This window comes from Tamlana sp. I1 (assembly GCF_015355625.1).
Taxonomy (GTDB): Bacteria; Bacteroidota; Bacteroidia; order Flavobacteriales; family Flavobacteriaceae; genus Pseudotamlana.
Map to the genome: position 1 here is coordinate 111,016 of NZ_JACLAF010000013.1, position 19,175 is coordinate 130,190.

14 protein-coding genes are annotated in these 19,175 nt (G+C 34.4%); 2 read left to right on the forward strand and 12 right to left on the reverse strand.

The features are described 5' to 3' along the window. Nucleotide 1 precedes the first annotated feature (1 nt). The 4 genes from H6X70_RS13160 to H6X70_RS13175 form a co-directional block, all read right to left on the reverse strand. Nucleotides 2–550 carry a thioredoxin family protein gene (locus tag H6X70_RS13160; protein WP_194768150.1) on the reverse strand — a complete coding sequence of 183 codons (549 nt, stop codon included), beginning with the start codon at nucleotides 548–550 and terminating at the stop codon, nucleotides 2–4. 88 nt (nucleotides 551–638) lie between these two features. After that, entirely contained in the window at nucleotides 639–2,216 is a 1,578-nt protein-coding gene (locus H6X70_RS13165; RefSeq protein ID WP_194768151.1) for a peptide MFS transporter, read from the reverse strand. A 14-nt stretch (nucleotides 2,217–2,230) separates the two neighbouring features. Further along, nucleotides 2,231–3,781, reverse strand: a complete 1,551-nt coding sequence (locus tag H6X70_RS13170; protein ID WP_194768152.1) for a peptide MFS transporter — start codon at nucleotides 3,779–3,781, stop codon at nucleotides 2,231–2,233. 34 nt (nucleotides 3,782–3,815) lie between these two features. Further along, nucleotides 3,816–5,999 (reverse strand): S9 family peptidase, encoded by a 2,184-nt coding sequence (locus H6X70_RS13175; RefSeq protein WP_194768153.1) that lies wholly within the window; start codon nucleotides 5,997–5,999, stop codon nucleotides 3,816–3,818. Nucleotides 6,000–6,609: 610 nt separating this feature from the next. On the opposite strand from H6X70_RS13175, the gene H6X70_RS13180 reads away from it, so the two are divergent. Beyond that, nucleotides 6,610–7,926 carry a hydroxymethylglutaryl-CoA reductase, degradative gene (locus H6X70_RS13180; protein ID WP_194768154.1) on the forward strand — a complete coding sequence of 439 codons (1,317 nt, stop codon included), beginning with the start codon at nucleotides 6,610–6,612 and terminating at the stop codon, nucleotides 7,924–7,926. Nucleotides 7,927–7,929: 3 nt separating this feature from the next. Continuing rightward, entirely contained in the window at nucleotides 7,930–8,838 is a 909-nt protein-coding gene (locus tag H6X70_RS13185; RefSeq protein ID WP_194768155.1) for a GYDIA family GHMP kinase, read from the forward strand. Between the two features lie 76 nt (nucleotides 8,839–8,914). Here H6X70_RS13185 and H6X70_RS13190 read toward each other — a convergent pair whose 3' ends face one another. The 8 genes from H6X70_RS13190 to H6X70_RS13225 all read right to left on the reverse strand — a co-directional run bounded on the left by H6X70_RS13190 (nucleotide 8,915) and on the right by H6X70_RS13225 (nucleotide 19,173). Then, complete coding sequence (locus H6X70_RS13190; RefSeq protein WP_194768156.1) at nucleotides 8,915–9,928, reverse strand: TlpA family protein disulfide reductase; 1,014 nt, start codon at nucleotides 9,926–9,928, stop codon at nucleotides 8,915–8,917. Nucleotides 9,929–9,942: 14 nt separating this feature from the next. Beyond that, nucleotides 9,943–11,931, reverse strand: coding sequence for a protein-disulfide reductase DsbD family protein (locus H6X70_RS13195; protein ID WP_194768157.1), 1,989 nt, complete (start codon nucleotides 11,929–11,931; stop codon nucleotides 9,943–9,945). A gap of 67 nt (nucleotides 11,932–11,998) precedes the next feature. After that, a complete protein-coding gene (locus H6X70_RS13200) occupies nucleotides 11,999–12,445 on the reverse strand; it encodes a protein-disulfide reductase DsbD domain-containing protein (protein WP_194768158.1) in 447 nt (148 codons plus the stop codon). Between the two features lie 20 nt (nucleotides 12,446–12,465). Next, on the reverse strand, nucleotides 12,466–15,270 hold the full coding sequence (locus H6X70_RS13205) for a M16 family metallopeptidase (protein WP_194768159.1): 2,805 nt from the start codon (nucleotides 15,268–15,270) through the stop codon (nucleotides 12,466–12,468). Between the two features lie 273 nt (nucleotides 15,271–15,543). Beyond that, nucleotides 15,544–15,822 (reverse strand): hypothetical protein, encoded by a 279-nt coding sequence (locus H6X70_RS13210; protein ID WP_194768160.1) that lies wholly within the window; start codon nucleotides 15,820–15,822, stop codon nucleotides 15,544–15,546. An 88-nt stretch (nucleotides 15,823–15,910) separates the two neighbouring features. Then, on the reverse strand, nucleotides 15,911–16,420 hold the full coding sequence (locus tag H6X70_RS13215; RefSeq protein WP_194768161.1) for an SRPBCC family protein: 510 nt from the start codon (nucleotides 16,418–16,420) through the stop codon (nucleotides 15,911–15,913). 70 nt (nucleotides 16,421–16,490) lie between these two features. Then, on the reverse strand, nucleotides 16,491–17,720 hold the full coding sequence (locus tag H6X70_RS13220) for a thioredoxin family protein (protein WP_194768162.1): 1,230 nt from the start codon (nucleotides 17,718–17,720) through the stop codon (nucleotides 16,491–16,493). A 37-nt stretch (nucleotides 17,721–17,757) separates the two neighbouring features. Then, complete coding sequence (locus H6X70_RS13225) at nucleotides 17,758–19,173, reverse strand: RagB/SusD family nutrient uptake outer membrane protein (RefSeq protein WP_194768163.1); 1,416 nt, start codon at nucleotides 19,171–19,173, stop codon at nucleotides 17,758–17,760. Nucleotides 19,174–19,175 lie beyond the last annotated feature (2 nt).

Consider the following 19,175-nt stretch of genomic DNA (forward strand, 5'->3'; position numbering starts at 1 on the left):
ACTAGCTCTTAAATTCAGGTTTAAAAGCTTCATAATATGCATTAAACTGTTCTTGGGTTGTAATGGCTTTATGATCGTCTTGATGAAACAGTTTTAAATACAACTCGATTTGTTCTGGAGTTTGATACCCTTTTATAGGCGCAATCATTTCTGAATTTTCATCGAAAAACACCACGGTTGGATAGGCGCCTACTTGTAAATAACGTGTTAAATCATGTACCGAATTTCTTCGATTGGATAATTTAGGGTCGTAATTTGGGTTTTTAAACGTTTTACCTTTGTATTGTACAACATCATTACCTTCTGCATTAAATTTTACAGCGTAGTAATTTTTGTTTACATAATTGGCCACATCGCTATTTTGAAAAGTGTTTTTATCTAACATTTTACAAGGTCCACACCAATTGGTATACACGTCCATCATAATTTTTTTGGGTGTCTTTTTCTGAAGCGCAAGTGCTTCATCTAAAGTTAACCAATTAATCTCCTGAGCTATAGCGTTAAAACTCAAAAAACCTAAAACCAATGTTATTAATGCAATCTTTTTCATAATCTAGTTTGTTGTAAAACGAATTCCGAACTTACAAAAAATGCTCCTAATTAGGAGCATTCTTGAATTATTTTCTAATTTATAACGATTAACGTACGCCGTGCATGAGTTTTTTCATGACTGGAGTAAGCGCCATTATTATAAGGCCTGCTATAATTGGGACTATAGTAAAGATTAAGAAAAACGTAGCCAAATCGTATTGCGCCGTAATTTTATCAATCATACCTCCCATGGTTCCTGCAGCCTTATTTCCTAGTCCTACAGCGATATACCAAAGTCCGAACATCATCCCGATTTTAGCAGCTGGCACCAACTTACTCACATAAGAAAGTCCTACAGGCGACAACGATAGCTCACCTAAAGTATGTAACAAATAAGCTAAAATTAACCAAATAATACTCACTGAAGCTGTTTGAGCCCCTTGAGGAATCCCTGCTGAACCATAAGCTAAAACGCCAAAACCAAGACCTAATAAAACTAAGCCTATTCCAAATTTTACGGTAGCTGATGGATTGTATTTACTTTCCCAAATTTTAGAAACTAAAGGTGCAAAAGCAATAATATAGAAGGAATTTAAAATAGAAAACCACGAAGCAGGCACTTCGGTTTCAACTTCTGAAAATTGATTTTTAAGCATCCAAATCACAATACCCCAAATAATTACAAAACTTGTTCCTAAGAAAATATTAGACAAGGGATATTTACTGAAGGTGATTCTAAATAATTGCCATAGCACATAAGTAATTATTAGTAATGGTACTACTGTAAGTAATGCGTTTGCCACTCTAAAAATATTTGCAGCATTACCTTCTAATACACGATCGGTATAATCTTTAGCAAAAATGGTCATTGAACCTCCAGCTTGCTCGAAAGCAGCCCAAAAGAAAATGGTAAAAAAGGCTAAAATAGCAACCACAATGTAACGATCACGTTGTACATTGGAAGGCACAACCTCTTCTTCAACAATTGGGTCTTCACTCTGAGTTTCTATAGCATCATCATATTCTATGGAATCTGAAGGAGACAATCCAATGCGCCCAAAAATCTTTTGAGAAAACCAAAATTGCAACATGCCGAAAAACATAAAAATTCCAGCTAAACCGAAACCATAATGCCAGCCCACCATCTCACCAATATAACCGCAAAGCAAAATCCCTAAAAAGGCACCCGCATTTACACCCATATAGAAAATAGTAAAAGCACCATCTTTTTTATCTTGAGCATTCTTATAAACCCCATTAATAATGGAAGTGATATTTGGCTTGAATAATCCGTTACCTGCTACTAATAAACCAATACCTAAGTATAAACTCCATGGCGTATCTAGAGCCATGGCGGCATGACCGGCAGTCATTATAAAAGCTCCAATAGCAACGGCTTTTCTATAGCCTAAAAATTTATCGGCTAAAAACCCACCAAGAATTGGCGAAAAATAAACTAACATAGTGTAGGTTCCGTATAGACCAAGCGCTTCTTCACGCGACCAAGCCCAACCTCCATCAATTAAGGCCGATGTTAAAAACAACACCAAAATGGCACGCATTCCGTAATAGGAAAAACGCTCCCACATTTCAGTAAAAAATAAAACAAATAAACCAGATGGGTGGCCCATTAAAAGTTTGCGGTTCATATCCGAACCTTCGAATCTAACTTTAGTCATTTCCATTATTTATGTATCTTTTAGTTTTCTGCGATTTCGATTTCTTTGGCTTCAATAATATGCTCATTATCTTCAGCACCGTGTGTTAATCGTTTTAAAGGTTTCAATATCAAAATGAATAAACCACCAATAATCACAGTAAACACAAAGATGCCTGCGAATATCGCGTATTCACCAAAATCTGATGCGGACTCTCCTAGAATCCCCGCTACTTTATTTCCTAAACCAGAAGATGCAAAATAGACTCCCATCATCAATGACGCATATTTTGCTGGTGCTAGTTTTGTGATAAACGATAGTGCTACTGGCGATAAACATAATTCACCAAGCGTATGGAATAAATATGCTAAGACTAACCAGATCATACTAGAAGCGCCAGATTTTTCGAATTCCATTACTGCAAACACCATAAACAAAAAGCCAAAGCCCATAATAATGATTCCCATAGCCATTTTAAACAAAGAGGATGCCTCATTACCCTTAAGTTTTCGCTTAGCCCAAAAACCAGCAACAGCCGTTGCAAATAAGATAATGAATCCTGCATTTAAGCTTTGGAACATAATAGTAGGCACTTGCCAACCCCCAATCATTCTATTGGTTTTTGTATCGGTATAAATATTCATTAATCCTCCGGCTTGCTCGAAAGCACCCCAGAAGATAATTACCATAATAAACGAGAGTAGTAATACAATAAATCGATCTTTAAAAACCTGTGATTCTAGTTCTCTATAGATCATCATTAAAAGTGCCGCAATAGCTGTTAAAAACAAGAACAACAAGCCATAGCCCCAATCCATGAAATACCAGCCTATAAACGATGCTACAACTAAGATGGCTGTGATTGTAAGATGTTTTGGAGAATTGAACAACTGGCCATATAACTTCCCGTAAGACACTTCATCTTCAGGGTTTTCAACTTCGGTATGATTACCAACTTGTACTAAGTATTTCTGTCCTGCTATATAGTTAATTAAACCTAGAACCATCACGACTCCAGCTAATCCAAAACCAGCGTGCCAACCATAATTGGCCACAACAACACCAACAATTAAGGTTGCTAAAAGTGACCCTAAGTTGATACCTATATAAAAAATACTAAAGCCTTTATCGCGACGAATATCGCCCTGTTGGTATAAACCACCAACCATGGTGGAAATATTAGGTTTTAATAATCCAACACCTAAAATAACTAAACCAAGTCCCGTATAAAAGGCCCAAATATCGGTAAGTACTAAAACACCATGTCCTAAACAAAGAATTATAGCGCCATATAAAACGGCTTTTTTCTGTCCGATGAGTTTATCGGCAATCATACCTCCAGGAATGGCTATTATATAAACTAACATAGTGTACCATCCATATAAAGCTAGCGCCTCTTTGCTGGTCCAACCTAGGCCAACTCCTCTAGCATCAGCTCCAAGTTCTGATGAGGCTACCATATATAACACCAAGATGGCACGCATTCCGTAGTACGAAAAACGCTCCCACATTTCGGTTAAAAATAAAACATACAACCCTATGGGTTGTCCGAACAGTTCTTTTTGATGTGGTTTTAAAGTCGTTTCTGCCATTTATTTTTGGTTTTAGGGTTAGTTTATTTTTGAATTATTTTGAAAGTTTTTCTATAATAAAATTCGACATTTTTTTATACAATTGAAGCCTTGTATTACCACCATAAATTCCGTGGTTTTTATCAGGATAAATTGCCCAATCAAATTGCTTATCGGCTTGAATTAATGCTTCGGTTAATCGCATGGTATTTTGCACATGCACATTATCGTCTGCCGAACCATGAATTAAAAGAAAATCTCCTTTTAGTTTTTGCACATGATTAATTGGTGAATTATCATCATAACCACTTGCATTTTCTTGTGGTGTCGTCATGAAACGTTCGGTATAAATAGAATCGTAAAAACGCCAGCTTGTTACAGGCGCCACAGCAACGGCCATTTTAAAAACATCGTTGCCTTTAAATAAACAATTACTACTCATAAAACCTCCAAAACTCCAGCCCCAAATTCCAATTCTATTGGCATCAATATACGACAATTCGCCTAATTGTTTGGCCGCCGCTATTTGATCTTCAACTTCGTATTTCCCCAATTCGTTTTGAGTTACTTTTTTAAACGCAGCGCCTTTAAATCCTGTTCCACGACCATCAATACAAACTACAACAATGCCTTTTTCGGCTAAATATTGATACCAATAATCGTTTGCTGACAACCATTGATTAGCAACTTCTTGAGACCCTGGCCCCGAATACTGCGTCATAAACAACGGATACTGCTTGGTTTCATCAAAGTTAGCAGGCTTAATCATCCACATGTTTAAATCGTTGCCATTTATAGAAATGGTGCTAAATTCTTTTTTAGAAATACCGTAAGTTGAAAGCTTTTGAGATAACTCTTTATTGTCTTTTATATTTTTAATAACCTCTCCAGATTTCGCGCTGTTTAACGTATATTCTGGAGGTGTTGTCGCATTTGAAAAGGTATTTATAAAATAGGAGAAATCTGCGCTAAACTCAGCAGCATTAGTCCCTTCTTTAGAGGTTAACCGCTTTTTATTTCTGCCATTTATTTTAACAGCATACACATCTCTATTAATCGATCCGTTTTCTACAGATTGATAATAAATCACATCTTTATCTTCATTATAACCATAATAATCGGTTACTTCCCAGTTACCTTTAGTGACTTGATTGATAAGTTTGCCCTTTTTATCGTAGCGATAAATATGATTAAACCCATCCTTTTCGCTAGTCCAAATAAAGCTGTTATCTTTTAAAAACGTTAAATTATCGGTAACATCGACATAAGCTTTATCGGTTTCAGCTAAAACTAAGTCTGAAGAATTTTTCTTTGTATTAATCAACCACAAATCCAAGGCATTTTGGTGTCGGTTTAAAAACTGAGCACTTAGCACATTGGCATCATTGGTCCATGATATTCTTGGAATGTAAAAATCTTGATACGATTTATTTACATTTAATTCTTGAAGTTTTTCAGTATCCAAATCGTATAAATGAAGGGATACTTTAGAATTGGCTTCGCCTGCCTTAGGGTATTTAAAAACCTGTTGTGTAGGATACAATTCGGTACCATAAACATCCATTGAAAACTCTGGAACCTCAGATTCATCAAAGCGAATAAAAGCTATTTTATTGCTGGCTGCATTCCAATCGAAAGCACGAACAAAAGCAAATTCTTCTTCATACACCCAGTCGGTTATTCCGTTTATAATTTTGTTTTTTTCTCCATCGGTAGTAAGTTGTTTGGTTTCATTAGTTACCAAATTCTTCACAAACAAATTATTATTTAAAACAAAAGCCACCATTTTTCCATCGGGAGAAAATGTTGGCTCTTGAATTCGTTCTTCGGAAATTAAGGTAACTGTTTCAGATGTGACATCATAAATAAAATAGTGTCCCACTGAAGAACGCCTGTAAATAGATGCTTCATTAGTTGCTAGTAGCACCTTTTGCTCATCGGCACTAAAGGTATAATTTGAAAAATACGCCAAAGCTTCTAAGTTTGCCGAACTCACCAAAGTTTTTACTTTTTCTAGCGTTTTATAATCGTAAATATCAATTGACGTGCTTCGCGCAGCCCTATCAAAATTTAAAACAGAATACTGCTCGCCATTCGCCATAGCATGCAAAACATCCATGCTTTCTGTTCTAAAGGTGCCGTTTTTCCAAATGTCTTCAAGGGTAATTTCTCTAGTTTGTGCAGATAGAAAAGAAGTTATAAATAAGCAAACACAAACAGATATTTTAAGATAATTCATGCGGTATTTAATTGGTTTTATGAAGCACACGAAACATCAAAAAAGCCATAATTTTTAAGATAAAATTTAGTCGATTGTAGATGTCTCAATAAAAAAATATTTTTTCTTCAAAATGAATTCAAGATTACTAAAAAATACACAAATAACAATGCAAATTAACACTTAAATAACGTGATTGAAATAAGATTTACTGAAATTGATTATAAATTGATACTTTATAATCGACATTTTTAATATTTAAAAAAATGATCAATACATCATTCAATGATAATCTTGTTGTTCATTTTTTCCATTGATGAAAAAACGAACCAAAAAAATCTAGGCTGACGAATCTTTATCTAAATTTATCGCTCGACACCTAAATTTTAGGAACTCGCTAGCAAATTTATAAATAGCTTAAAAATTACGTTTAGCTCAAACCTGCCTGCCGGACAGGCGGGCAGCCTGAAATTTAACGGTGTTTTCGCTTCAAATTTTACGATAAATTTTCAGTAGGCCGACAAAAGCAACTTGAAAACCCAGTCCTTTCTCACACATTGTTTTATAATCAATAGGCAATAAGAATTAATCTTATCAAGAATACTATCTTTGCACAGCAAATTACATTTTTATGAGTAAAACTATTGCTGGCTTTTCAAAACTCTCTAAATCGAAAAAAATAGATTGGATTGTTGACACCTATTTTTCGAATGCCGAAGATGCCAAACGTATTTTAAAACAATATTGGAACAGCAACGACAAGCTGCAACAACTTCATGATGAGTTTATTGAAAACACCATAACCAATTATTACTTACCACTTGGCGTAGCACCCAACTTTTTAATAAACAACAAATTACACACCATCCCCATGGCTATCGAAGAAAGTTCGGTAGTTGCAGCGGCGAGTAAAGCAGCAAAATTTTGGTTGGATCGTGGCGGATTTAAAACGGAAGTAATTTCAACAACCAAAATTGGTCAGGTTCACTTTATGTATAAGGGTGATGTTGAAAAGCTAAAGGCTTTTTTTAAGCAAGTAAAACCAAAACTTATTGAAGCTACAGAAGCCATAACTAAAAACATGACCAAACGCGGCGGCGGGGTTCTAGACATAGAATTACGCGATAAAACCGTAGATATTGAAAACTATTTTCAACTCCATGTTTCTTTTGAAACTCTAGACGCCATGGGCGCGAACTTTATAAATTCCTGTTTAGAGCAGTTTGCAAAAACCTTTAAAACGGAAGCTTTAACTTTTGATTTGTTTTCTGAAACCGAGAAGGACATTGAAATTGTAATGAGCATTTTATCCAACTACGTTCCCGATTGTTTGGTACGTGCTGAAGTAAGCTGTAAAGTTGAAGATTTGAGCGAGGATAAAACTATTTCGGGTGAAGCATTTGCCCATAAATTTGTTCAAGCCGTAAACATTGCCGAAGTAGAACCTTACCGTGCCGTAACTCACAACAAAGGGATTATGAACGGTATTGATGCTGTTGTTTTGGCAACGGGTAACGATTTTAGAGCGGTGGAAGCTGGCGTTCATGCCTACGCATCTAGAAACGGACGCTATAGTAGCTTATCGCATGCAGCAATTGAAAATGGTGTTTTTAAATTTTGGATAGAAATTCCATTGGCTTTGGGTACTGTTGGCGGACTTACCGGGTTACATCCTTTAGTGAAATTAGCTTTAGAAATGCTTCATAAACCAACGGCAAAAGAATTGATGCAAATTGTTGCTGTAGCAGGATTGGCTCAAAACTTTGCAGCCTTACGATCGCTTACCACAACAGGTATTCAGCAAGGACATATGAAAATGCATTTAATGAATATTTTAAATCAGTTTGAAGCAAACGCCTCGGAAAAACAAGCCTTAACCGAGCATTTTAAAACGCACACCGTAACTCACAACGCGGTTTTAGAAGCGCTAAACGCATTAAGAGCCTAACTCGTGAAAAACACAACTTTTTACAGCCACGGAAAACTGCTTTTATCTGGCGAATACGTCGTTTTAGATGGCGCCATTTCACTAGCTGTACCTACCAAGTACGGACAATCATTAAGCATTCAGCCTATTGATACACCGCAAATTATTTGGGAAAGTTATGATGAAAAGGAAGCCCTTTGGTTTGATGCCATTTTCACTCTAGAAGATTTTGCTTCAACCAATTATTCGAATGCTATTTCAGAAAGAATCACGCAAATTCTACAAGCTGCTAAAGCTTTAAATCCAGATTTTTTAAGTTCAAGTATAGGCTATAAAGTAACCACACAATTAGATTTTCCTAGAAATTGGGGACTTGGCACATCTTCAACCTTAATAAATAATATTGCGAATTGGGCAGACATAAATGCTTTTCAGCTTCTAGAAAAAACTTTTGGTGGCAGCGGTTATGATATTGCTTGCGCTCAAAATAATAGCGCCATAACGTATCAATTAGAAAACAATGCGCCGCTTGTTCTTCCTGTTGAATTTAATCCGTCGTTTAAAAACAACCTCTTTTTTGTTCATTTGAATAAAAAACAAAATAGTCGCGATGGTATTAAACATTATAATGCTGAAAAAGGCAAATTTGATAAAACAGTTGAAGCTATCAATGAAATTACTTTAAATATGCTAAACTGCTCCACTTTAAATGTTTTTGAAAGCTTGATAGAAAAGCATGAAACTATCATTTCAAAAATAACCAAACAAACGCCTGTGAAAGCCTTATTATTTCCAGATTTTAAAGGTGCTATAAAAAGTTTAGGAGCCTGGGGCGGCGATTTTATTTTGGTGGCTTCGGAAGAAAACCCAACTTCTTATTTTGAAAGTAAAGGTTTTAAAACTGTTATTTCTTATAAAAACATGGTGCTATAAAATAAAAAATCACTTTAGCTTTTACACCAAAGTGATTTCTTTCACTAATTAAATTAAGAATAATTAAACGCGTTAATTATATGTTTAATTCATTGAATAAATCTTTTAGCTTATCATCTGAAGGTCTTGGCGCATCTGCCGAAACAATGTTTCCGTTAGGATCTACTAGAATAAATCTTGGAATGCCTTTAATGGCATAATCGGTTACAAACTTCGACTTGAAACTGTTGTCTGCAAATAGTTGAATACCGCCTAATTCTTTTTCAGCAACCATAGCTTTCCACTTATCATGGTCTTTTGCGCTATCTACAGAAACACTTACAAACTCGATATTTTTACCATGATATGCTTTTTCTATTTCTTGTAATGCTGGAATTTGCGCTTTACATGGTCCGCACCAAGTTGCCCAAACATCAATATAAACATATTTTCCTTTGAGATCGTCTAAAGAAGTTGAGCCCCCCAAATAGTTTTCAAAATTTACAAATTTTGGCGACTCCTGCCCTTTCGCTAAAACGGTTTTCATATAAACACGATCGTTATAACCTTCAAAAATATAGCTATTTAAACCTTCTATTTGCTTATTTTGCTGGGCAATAAAAGTACTATCTAAATTATTTGTGTTGGCTAATAAGTTTCTTATTTCATCTAAACTACCGTTAATTTTAGTCTCAAATTCAGATTTTTCTAAATCATAAATCGTATAATCACTAAACAACTGTTCTTGCATCAAGGCTTTTTTAGCAAGAAAATTACTAGCCTCTGCACCCACTCCTGAATAAGTAATAGTTTCATCAAATTCTTTAGTATTTAATGTAATGTTAATATCGTAACCGTTTTTTAAATATATAGGCGTTTGTTCGGTACCATCGAATAAGGTGTAATTCCCATCTTCAATTTTTAAGGTGTCTGAAAACGTGCCGTCTTGATTCACATTTATTTTTTTAGTGAAGGTTCTTGAACGCACCAATAACGAATCTGAATTTTGGTTTTCGATTTTTCCTGATAAGGTTACATAATCTTTTGGCGCCTCTTCTTTACAAGACATAAAGACTAAAACGGACGACAATACATATATTAATTTTCTCATTCTATTTTGTTTTTTTATTTTTTAAATTTTGAAACCCCTGTTTCTAACCAGCTATAATACACATCAACATCTGGAGTATAACCTACAGGAGCTACTAAGTTTTCTTCGTTGTGATCCATAAGTACATAGAAAGGTTGCGAATTCGTTTTGTATTTTATGGTTTGAAGTTCACTCCATTTCTGTCCGATGTATTTCAGTTTTTTTCCTGGTTTTAGTTTAGATTCCACAACATCGTCTGCAGCTAGTTTTCGTTTGTCGTCGACATACAACGAAATAAGTACCACATCATTTTTAAGCACATCTAGCACATTTGGTTTCACCCATACATTTTGCTCCATTTTTCTACAATTTACGCAGGCATGTCCAGTAAAATCAATCATAACAGGCTTGCCTACTTTTTTAGCATAAGCCAAACCTTTATCGTAATCGTTAAATGCCAAAATATTATGTGGTGGCATTAAATGCGCTCCATCTGGCACTTCGGCATGAAAGCCTCCAGGCACTTTATTAGAGCTTAATTGGGTATATCCTACTCCATAAGGCGATTCGCTATAATGTTGCGGCGGTGGGAATGCACTAATTAAGTTTAAAGGAGCGCCCCAAAGCCCTGGAATCATATAAATGGTGAATGATAATACTAAAAGCCCTAAACTTAATCGTCCTACCGAAATATGCGTTAATGGCGAATCGTGCGGCAATTGTATTTTTCCGAATAAATAAAAAGCTAATGCTCCAAAAATGGCAATCCAAATGGCGATGAATACTTCACGTTCTAACCAATGTAATTGTAGAACTAAATCGGCATTCGATAAAAATTTAAAAGCTAAAGCTAATTCTAAAAATCCTAAAACCACTTTCACAGTATTTAACCATCCGCCAGATCTTGGTAAAGAATTTAGCCAGCCTGGGAAAGCCGCAAACAAGGCAAAAGGCAGTGCTATAGCCATAGAAAAGCCTAACATACCAACGATAGGGCCAATTTGACTTCCGCCGGCGGCTGCCTGTACTAATAAGGTTCCAACAATAGGTCCTGTACAAGAAAATGACACAATCGCTAAAGCTAAAGCCATAAAAAAGATACCGATTAAACCACCTCTATCGGCTTGAGAGTCTACTTTATTTGCCCAAGAATTAGGTAGCATAATTTCGAATGCACCTAAAAATGATACGGCAAAAATGATTAATAATAAGAAAAATGCAATATTAAACCACACATTGGTAGACAAGGCATTTAAAGCATCTGCGCCAAATATTAGACTTACCAAAATACCAAGCACCACATAAATAACGATAATGGATAAGCCGTAAATAACAGCATTTCTAATGCCAGCCGCCTTTGTTTTACTTTGTTTGGTAAAGAAACTTACCGTCATAGGAATCATAGGAAACACACATGGAGTAAGTAAAGCTGCGAATCCAGAAAAGAAAGCAATAAAAAAGATGCCCCATAAACTTTTTTCTGAACCTTTTGAAGCAGGAGTTGTTTCGCTTGTTTGCCCCGAACTTACATCTGAATCCTTTACTACAACAGAAGTTGTATGAGCTTCATTTCCATTTGAAGCAAGGTTAAAAACCAAGTCCACTTCTGCTGGTGGCAAACAACGGGTATCATCACAAACCATAAATTCTACAATACCATTAACAACCGTTTTATCGCCCGTAACTTCTATTTTTTGTTCGAAAGTAGCCTTACCTTCAAAATAGGTTATTTCCATTTCGAAAACAGGATCGTTAACCGTATGCCCTTTTTCTTCAACGGTGTTGCCTATTATTTTAAACGCGCCATTTTCATCATCATAAATAAAACTGGTAGCAATAGGACCGCCTTCAGGAACGTCTTGTGAATATAAATGCCAACCCGATTCGATAGTCGCTTTTGAAATTAATTTATATTCGGTATCTGAAATTTTCTCTACGGAAGTAGACCATTTTACAGGATCGAAAACCTGAGCATTAACAAAATAAGACGTTAATAGAATTATAAATAATAGCGTTTTTTTCATTTTAATTATTTTAAAAAAGGATAGTTAAAACCCTAAGGTTTTCAAAATTTCTTTGTTTAATTTTTAATTATTTCACTTCGAAAACCAAATCGACTTCTGTTGGCGGTAAACATTGTGTATCATTACAAACCATAAATTCGACAACAGCTTTTACATTAAAAGTGGTTTTGTTTTTCAGTTTTATACGTTGTTTAAATGTGGCTTTGTTATCAAAATACTTAATCTTCATATCGAAAACTGGATCATGAACCGTATGCCCCTCATCCTCTTTTGTATTTCCTTTTTTTAAGTAATTTGAATTGCCTTCAAAAGTAAAACTTGTAGGAATAGGTCCGTTTTCTGGAACCGACTGCGAATATAAATGCCAGCCCCCTTGAATGTTTGCCGTTGCAATTAATTCATATTCGGAATCAGACACTTTTTCAACCGAAGTTTTCCAATTTACAGGGTTATGAATTTGTGTAAAACCAAAAGTACTGATAACTAATGCTGCTATTAAAACTAGTTTTTTCATAATGTAATTGCCTTGTGTTTTTAATTTTTAGGTTTGATAACAACTTCGTAAGTTTCGGCGTTTTTAAGCACTTTTTTAACAAAGTGTTTAATATCCTTAACCGTGATATTACTAATGATATCCTCGAAATTTTCAGGACTATTCATATTATAACCTTCTCTATAATAATTAGTAAGCAACCTCATATCATAATTATTATAATCTTTTTGTTGCTGTCTTTCTTTTAAATAATTTGTTGTGGTTTTATCTAAATCAACTTGATTGATATCTCCATCTGCAATTTTCTTTAATTCGTTATGCACTATAGTTACCAATTGTTCTACTTTGTCTGGATTACAGTCGAAACTTACACTAATTACAGCTTCTTGCACAGGTCTTTTTGAAATATTTGCATGAGTACGAGCGCCGTAAGTGCCACCTTCTTGCTCTCTTAAAGTTTCTGTAAATCGCAGTTGTAACATATCGCCAACAGTTTTAGCAATATACTCATTTTTTAAACTGTATTCTACCTCGTTTTTATAAGCAATTCTTACCGAACTTTTAGGATCTTCCATTTTTAAATACACATCCTTGTCTATAGATTTGCTCACCCAATCTACAGAATTGTCTTTCCAGATTTCAATATTTTTATTGGTAGGAATGCTAGCAATATACTTTTCTAACATAGGTTTAAGCACGTCTTTTTGAATATCACCAACAATAAAAAACTCAAAGTCTGCCGCATTATCAAAGCGCTCTGTATAGATTTCTTTCATTTTATCGAAAGTCACTTTTTTAACGTAATCTGAAGTAAACAAAGGACGTTTTGGGTTGTTTTCCCCGTAAACTGAAACAGTAACACTGTCTCGAATTTTTTCATTGATATCTTTACTTCTACGAATAAGGTAGTTATCGATATTACCCATTAGCACGGTATAGGCATCTGCATCGAAACGCGGTTTTACAAAACGTAAATACACCATTTGCAACATGGTTTCTACATCCTTGCTTACTGCAGACCCACTAATAAATTCTGTTAATTCATCAACACCAATACGTGTAGAAGCTGTTTTTCCGGCCAATACTTTTGATAAGTCTGTAGATGAATAATCACCCAGTCCAGAATTCCCTATAAACCCTGAAAACATATCTGCTGAAGGTAAATAATCATCATTTAACAATGAGGTTCCTCCAAAACTAATCGCATTTAGTTTGACATCATTTTTGTTTTTATTCGCAAATTTATACTGTACTCTAATCCCATTACTTAACACAAACGAAGTAGATTCTAAGGTTTTGTTTTCTACTTCTTCAACAATTTTGCCAGGGGTAATTTTTAAATCGCCTAACAATGTTTTTCCTGCAAAAGCATCAGTATACGCTATTAAACTCTCGTCATTTTCAGCGGCGTTTATAATTTTTAATGCGTCTGCTTCGGTTAAGTTTTTATTTCCTGCAACGCCTGTTACAATTAAACTTCTGTTTTTTTGCGTATATAACTCTTTTAATCTGTTGTGAACATCTTCAGGAGTTAACTCAATAAAAATCTCTTTTATTAATTCAAAATCTTTAGTAATGTCGCTCATAGCCCCATTCTCTAAATAATTCTGTTTGATTTCCGAAGCAATTCGACTATGAGATTTGTCGTTAATTTTACTAATTTGAGTTTCTAAATAATTTGTAAACTCTATTTCTGTACGCTCTATTTCAGCTTCAGTAAAACCAAACTTTACAGCTCTAATTAATTCCTCGAAGGCTTTTTTAAATGCTGCTTCTTGCTGGTTAGGTTTTGGATAAACCCCTAAACTAAAAGAATTGCTTGTTCTAGATTCGTTACCATAATTAATACGCGCTCCTAAAAAAGGGGCATCGGGATTTTGAGTAATTTCACGCATTCGGTTAGATAACATAGAAGTTATCATGTTGTTTAGTAAGGATTCTTTTAAATCGGCAACCGTTTCATCGGCTAATGAGTTTGGATGACGAATAGCAAAATTAATTTGAGATGTTGTTACTTCCTCATCCATAGCCAAAACATAAAGCATGTCTTTATTATCTGGAATATCTATAATTAATCGTTCTTTAGGATTTTTAACCGCTGGGATTTCAGAAAATAAATTTTTAATTTTATTTTCAATGTCTTCAACATTTACATCACCAATAACAGCAATAGCTTGCAAGTCTGTTCTGTACCAATCGTGGTAAAAATCACGAAGGGTTTTATAGTCAAAATTTTCAACAATATCCATCAAACCAATTGGTAAACGATTAGCGTATTGCGTGTTGTTAAATCTGGTTGCTAATGTTTGCTGTAGTATACGCATCCCTCCGCTCTGTCTGGTACGCCATTCCTCTTTAATCACACCACGTTCGGCATCAATTTCTTCATTGGTTAACAATAAATCATCAGACCAATCGTGTAGCACTAGTAAGCAGGTGTCTATTAGTTCTGGTGTCGTTGGAATATTATTCATATTGTACACCGTTTCATCAAAAGCTGTATAGGCATTTATATCTTTTCCAAATACAGCACCGTGCTTTTCAAGGGTATTTAAAACCCCTTTCCCTTCAAAATTTTTGGTACCGTTAAAGGCCATATGCTCTAAAAAATGAGCTAAACCTTGCTGATCGTCATTTTCTAAAACAGAACCTACATTTTGAATAATATAGTAACTGGCTGCATTTTTAGTAACATCGGTATTGTAGATGTAATACGTTAAACCATTAGGTAGCACCCCTTTTTTAATTTTAGGGTTTGTAGATAATGGTTGGTTTAAATCTAATGTTTGTGCTGTAGCATTTAGGCTAAACCCAATGGCGATTAAGAATAATAAGATACGCTTCATTAACTAAGTTTTGATTTTATTAGTAAAAATATGTTTAGTAATAATTTGAATTACGGCCTATGATAAAGCACTGAAATTTCAAAGTGTTAAATTATAATAAGCACAAAACAAAGAACTAAGGAATATTCCTTATTTCTGTAGATTTAAGACTAATTTAACATGTTTCTAGCGATAAATGTACCAAAACAGTAAGGACCTAATGTAACATATATTACACTACGATGGTTTGAAGATTTTTTTAGCTACAAGAAAGAAACTTAAGAGGAGTATAAATTACTTTGAAGATTTATTTCGCTTACCTAAAACAAATTTAACAACTACAAACAACACAATTAAAACAGCGGCTGCTAAAAAATAAAATGAAGGACTTGTTTCTTTTGGCTCTTCCTTTTTCATCGCAGGTTCGAGGGCAATCCAAGTTATAGCTTCCTTTGGAATAATGGCACCATCTTCGCTTTTAATTTTCCCTGCAGAACCAACAATTTTCGTAGCCATAATGGTATTTACGGTATCTTGCTCTTTAATGCTGTCCTGTGTGGTGTTTAAAATCATTTTATTGTAAACTTATTCTGAACAAAAATATATGAATTTATTTTATTCGCTTTAAACTATTTTGATTAATCTGATTTATATTGAAAATCTAATTTTCAAAATGATGCTTTAACCCGTTTAGTAACACATCAAATTCGGTTGAAACATCTTTATTGACATCAGATTTTTTCACACCTTCAATAAGGTTGTAATACGCTTTTAGAGTAACAAAACAGGCATGTTCATTAGCTCTATTTATTTGAAAGTAATAGGCATATCTTTCAAAAATTGACTTATTAGGGTTTAAAACTATGATTCCTATTTTTTTTGAAGTCGGTGCAATTACATCTACCATTTCTGAACGTTTCTCTCCATTTTTTAAAACAACCTCTCTTAAAGTCCCAATACCTGTACCTGATATGTTGCTTTCGGAAATTATTTCAGAACCATATTCTGATAATTTTTCAAAAGCTAATAAGTAATCCCAAACAGATTCTATTGGTGCTTTAATGCGCATACGTTTTTCATACTTGGGTGGTATCTCCCTTGCTAGTGGCATTTGGGCATAGCCCATATTCGATATAAATAGTACTACGAAAAAACAATAAATTACTTTCATTGGTATAGGTTTTTAAAAAGCTGTTTGAAAAAAAATAATTTTCAAACAGCCTTTTTTAAATTCATAATTATTATTTAGCAGGTGTCATTCCTGTCATTTTCATCATAGGAATTGTATGGATTTTAGTTCCTGCAGCTTCAGCCTCTTGGTCTGCTTTTTTAGCTGCTAACCCTGCTAACTCGGCTTCCGATTTGTTTCCTAATTTTTCTAACACTTTACTTTTTGCTGTTAAAATAGCTGCTTTATGCTCTATTTTAGTTTCCTTTTTTTCGGCTATGTTTAACCAATTTAAGGCTTTGGCTAAAGCAACATCACTATCATAACCATTTACAATTGTTTTTGCATAATGCACTATGGTACCCGTACCTTCGGTTAAATTAAATGTTACGATATCATCTACAGTATCTAAATATTGTGACTTATCCTCTAATCTTTTGTATTTATTAACTAATAATTTTCCGATTAAAATTGGTGCTTTATCATAATTCGACTCCTGTAAAAACGCTAATAGATTCGCTTCTTTTTCAGTTTCAAAAGGTGTTTCTCCGTACCAATATGTCCAAGTTTGGATTTGTTTATTGATGGTGTTATAAAACTTCTTTTCAACCTCTTCGGCATCAACAACTTCTTCTAAAGCTTCTTTATGAGCTACTAAATATTGAAAGCCCTCCGATGTTGGATCTTTCATGAAATGATTTATAATGTTCCAGTTTTCTTCTTTAAGCAAATCCTCATGAGCTAAACTGCTTAAATAATCGTTTGAAACTTGGGCCTCTAATTCCTTATGATATCCCAACCTTAACGAGACTAGATAATCGTACATAAACGCACCATCTCGTTCGCCGGCATCATATCTTTTTTGCAAGTTAACAGCCATTAAATCTGGATTAAGGGACATTTTAGAATAATCTAAAAACTCATCGGCACCATAAGCCCCAACAACACGATGTATAATTTCTCCCGCGCTATTAAAGTATAATAAGGTTGGAAATGCTTGAACTTCCCAGTCTAATTTTAGCTGGTTACCTTCTCCTTTTTCCATATCCATTTTCACACTTATAAATTTTTCATTGAAAAACGTAGCGACTTCCTTATTGGTAAAAACCTCTTTATCCATAGTTTTACAAGGTCCACACCAGGTAGTATACGCATCCACAAAAATGGGTTTGTTCTCTTTTTTAGCGATTTTTAGAACTTTTTTCCATTTTTCAGATTTTAAAAAATTGATATGATCCTCTTGCGCTTGCAGTGTCAAACTTAGAATTAAAGCACAAACGAGTGTTAATGATCTTGATAGCATTTTCATTATTTAGTTATATTTTATTATTTAATTAATATTAATTGTATCCTGGATTTTGCACTAAAACACCCTGAGACAAATCGATTTCTCGTTGAGGAATTGGAAATATTTTTTGATCTTCTGTTAGTGCAGGATTTCTTAAAGGTCGGTTAGTTCTAATAAAGTCGAATCGCCCACGGCCTTCAAAAGCTGTTTCAACATATCTTTCGTTATAAATAGCCGTTAATAATGCATCTTTTGAAGCGAAATCACTTTCTTGAACAGGATTTAACCCGCTGCGTTCTTTAATTTTATTTAAAAGCGAAATACTCTCTGAATTCACACCATTTAATTGCGCCAAAGCTTCCGATTTATTTAATAGTACTTCAGCTAAACGAATAATTTGAATATCATCTCTTTGATCAGGATTATTATATTTAAAAGTAGTTTTTTCGTTTATGGTATTGGGATTGGTATTTAAAGGATTGCCTTTGTATATTAATTGCGTTCTTCTTTTATCAGATGGATCCATAGATTCAATAAAACTAGATTCTACCCAAACCGTCTTATAATAATATCGAATACTATGTGTACCGTATTGAGAATTTCCTCCGTTAGAACTCACTGGGAAACCAAAAATAACTTCGTCACTAAAACTAGAATTTGTGCCTTCTGTATTTAACGGAAATAAATCTAATAATTCTGGGTCTAGTTTATAATTTGTATTTGCTAAAACAAGGTTTGAAGCCTCTACACAACTTTGGTAATCTCTATTATAAAGCTGTACACGAGACAACAATGCGTATACCGATGTTTTTGTAGCACGCACACGAGACTCTAAATTGGTACCATGAGAATCTGGTAAATCTACTACAGCTTCATTCAAATCTTTTATGATTTGCGCATAAACTTGTCCGTTAGTACTTCTAGGAATTAAATCTGAAGGATTAAAACCTTCATAAGGTTTTAATTGTAAAGGCAGCCCCAGACCGTCTTTACTACCTGTTAATGCTCCATGACCATAATAACACAATAAAGCCCAATAACAATATGCCCTATTAAACTTGGCTTCGGCAATATGTTGCAATTCTATAGTTTCGTCATATTCACCAAAAACAGGAACTTTATCAATAAAAACATTAGCCACGTTTATTGCCGCGTAATACTTTTGCCAAATAGCTTCTACATTTGTGTCTATTGGTGTTAAATTGCCTTCAAAATAATTAGAATACGAACTATTAGAAGGGTAACCTACATAGGGTAAAGAAACATCTGCAATAACATGGGTATCGCCTACTGCTGCAACAAAAGCTTTGGTATAAATATCGGATAATGCTTTTTCAGCATTTTCAACGGTTTCAAAAACTTCTTTTTCAATAAGAATATCTGTAGGCTCTAGGTCTAATTGGCTATCGCATGACACAAAACCTAGAAAACAAACAAAAGCGGTAATTTTTATATAGTTATACATCATCT